Origin of the sequence: Streptomyces prasinopilosus, assembly GCF_001419695.1 — a bacterium.
In the GTDB taxonomy this organism is placed as follows: domain Bacteria; phylum Actinomycetota; class Actinomycetes; order Streptomycetales; family Streptomycetaceae; genus Streptomyces; species Streptomyces prasinopilosus.
On the sequence record NZ_LIRG01000431.1, the window covers coordinates 1 to 2,578 of the forward strand.

Annotated in this window: 3 protein-coding genes; all 3 read right to left on the minus strand. The window is 73.0% G+C overall.

Annotation, left to right across the window (positions count from 1 at the left end):
* Positions 1-196 precede the first annotated feature (196 nt).
* Positions 197-862, minus strand: coding sequence for an ABC transporter permease (locus AOK18_RS18465; RefSeq protein ID WP_055571827.1), 666 nt, complete (start codon positions 860-862; stop codon positions 197-199).
* Positions 859-1,566, minus strand: a complete 708-nt coding sequence (locus AOK18_RS18470; protein WP_055571828.1) for an ABC transporter permease — start codon at positions 1,564-1,566, stop codon at positions 859-861. Before AOK18_RS18470 ends, AOK18_RS18465 begins: the two co-directional genes overlap by 4 nt.
* The coding region (locus tag AOK18_RS18475; RefSeq protein ID WP_055695095.1) for an ABC transporter ATP-binding protein at positions 1,563-2,578 on the minus strand (1,016 nt) is incomplete at its 5' end. The genes AOK18_RS18470 and AOK18_RS18475, both read right to left, overlap by 4 nt.

A 2,578-nucleotide genomic window follows, 5' to 3' on the forward strand; every position in this document is an offset into this window, starting at 1 on the left:
CCGGTGCGGCGGCCGTCGCGCGCACCGACCGCGACGGCCGCCGCACCGGTGTGCCTGGTCCTGGACCGACTGCTCTTCGCGGTAGAAGTCATCCACCGATCCAATCCAGCCGCTTCACTCTCCGTCAAGCGCAACCGGATCACGGTTGTCGCTCGGCGGACCGTGCGCGGGACTCCCGCGCACGGTCCGTCCGCGCCTACCGCCTGCGCACCCCGGGCGAGACCGCGAACCGTCCCGCCGCCCAGAACAGCACGAGCGTGACGAGCGCCAGGAGCGCCACCAGCGTGGCGCCGCCGACCACCTTCTCGTAGTCGCGCTGGTAGAGCCCGTCGATGATGTACCGGCCGAGGCCGCCGAGGCTGACGTACGCGGCGATGGTGGCCGTCGACACGATCTGGACGGCCGCCGAGCGCAGTCCGCTGAGGATGAGCGGCAGCGCCACCGGCACCTCGACCCGGAAGAGGATCCGCGACTCGGTCATGCCCATGCCGCGGGCCGCGTCCACCGGGGAGGGGTCCACGGTGCGGACGGCCTCGTAGGTGGTCACCAGGATCGGCGGGACGGCCAGGACGACCAGCGGGATCATCACGGGCAGCAGACCGAAGCCGATCAGCAGGACCACCAGCACCAGCAGGCCGAAACTGGGCAGGGCGCGGGCGGCGTTGGCGAGGAAGGCGAGCGCGTTCCCGCCGCGGCCGGTGTGCCCGGTCAGCAGGCCGACGGGCAGTCCGATCGCGGCGGCGACGGCGAGCGCCAGCAGCGAGTACTGGAGGTGTTCGAGGAAGCGCTGCGGAATGCCGTCGTAGCCCTGCCAGTTGGCGCTGTCACCGAAGAACGCCCGAGCGAAGTCGAGGATGTTCACAGGGCCCCGGCCTCGGCTTCCTCGAGCTTCCCCGGCCGTGCGGCGGACCTGGTCCGGGTCCGTGCGCCGCGGGGCAGCCAGGGCGTGAGCAGGACCCGCAGCAGGACCAGCAGGGCGTCGCACAGGATCGCCAGTACGGCCATGGTGACCACCGCGTTGACCGCGAGCTCGGGCCGGTCGTACTTCTGCGCGGCCGCGAGCAGGTTGCCGAGGGCGCCCTGGTTGCCGATCAGGGCGCCGACGCTGACCAGGGAGATGCTGGAGGCGGTGGCGACCCGCAGGCCGGCGATGACGGCGGGCGCGGCGATCGGCAACTGCACCCGGGTGTAGCGCCGTACGGGGCCGAGGCCCATGGCGGTGGCGGCGGCCAGGGTCTCGTCCGGCACCGAGCGCACCCCGTCGACGATCGCCGGGATCAGCACCACCAGGCTGTACAGGGCCAGCGGGATCATCACGGTGAGTTCGGTCTGGCCGGTGTAGTCGATGAGGACGACGAAGAACGCCAGTGACGGGACGGCGTACAGCACGGTCGTCAGGCCGAGCACCGGCGGGTACAGCCGGCGGAAGCGGCCGCACAGCTGGGCGACGGGCAGCGCGAGCAGCAGCCCGGCCGCGACCGGGACCAGCGCCACCCTCAGGTGCAGTCCGATCAGGCCGGCCCAGCTGTGCTGGAGGTCGCTGGGGATGTCGAAGAAGCCGCTCATCCGGCGGCCTCCCCGGCGCCGGCGCGGTCGCCCCGGTGCGCGGCGCGGACGGCGTCGCCGATGGTCTGCTGGGAGACGACTCCCCGCACCCGGCCCGCGTCGTCCACGGCGACGGCCCAGCCGGTCGGGGAGAGCACGGCGCAGTCGAGCGCGACCCGCAGCGAGTCCACGCCGGGCACGAACGGCCGCCCGTACGGCAGGAGCCGGTCGGGCCGGATGTCCCCGGCGGTCAGCCGGTGCGGCTCGGACCAGCCGAGGGGGCGTCCCTCGGCGTCGGTCACCAGGAGGTGGGCGGCGCCGGCCGTGCCGATCCGCTCCGCGGTGGCGTCCGGCGGGATCACGGGGTCGGTGGTCAGCTCCAGCGCGGTGGTGGTGAGGAAGGAGAGCCCCCGGATGCCCCGGTCGGCGCCGAGGAAGTCCTCGACGAACGCGTCCGCGGGGCGGGAGAGCAGTTCGGCGGGCGGCGCGTACTGGGCGAGCCGGCCGCCCTCGCGCAGGACGGCGACCATCGTGCCGAGTGTGACCGCCTCGTCGATGTCGTGGGTGACGAAGACGATGGTCTTGCCCAGCTCCTCCTGGATCCGCAGGAGTTCGTCCTGGAGGCCCTTGCGCACCACCGGGTCGACGGCCGAGAACGGCTCGTCCATCAGCAGCACCGGCGGGTCCGCGGCGAGCGCCCGCGCCACTCCGACGCGCTGCTGCTGGCCGCCGGAGAGCTGGTACGGGTACCGCTTGGCCAGGGAGGTGTCGAGGCCCACCCGCTCCATCAGCTCCGCCGCCCGGTCCCGGGCCCGCCGCTTGCCCCAGCCGAGCATGCGGGGCACGGTGGCGATGTTGTCGACGACGGTGCGGTGCTGGAACAGTCCGGCGTTCTGGATGACGTATCCCATGGAGCGGCGCAGGGTGGTGACCGGTTGCCGCTGGATGTCCGCACCGTCGAGCAGGATCGTTCCCTCGGTGGGTTCGACCATGCGGTTGATCATGCGCAGGGTGGTCGTCTTGCCGCAGCCCG

Coding starts and splice junctions, on each gene's coding strand:
- AOK18_RS18470 (WP_055571828.1), bottom strand. CDS start 1,566: ATGAGCGGCTTCTTCGACATCCCCAGCGACCTCCAGCACAGCTGGGCC.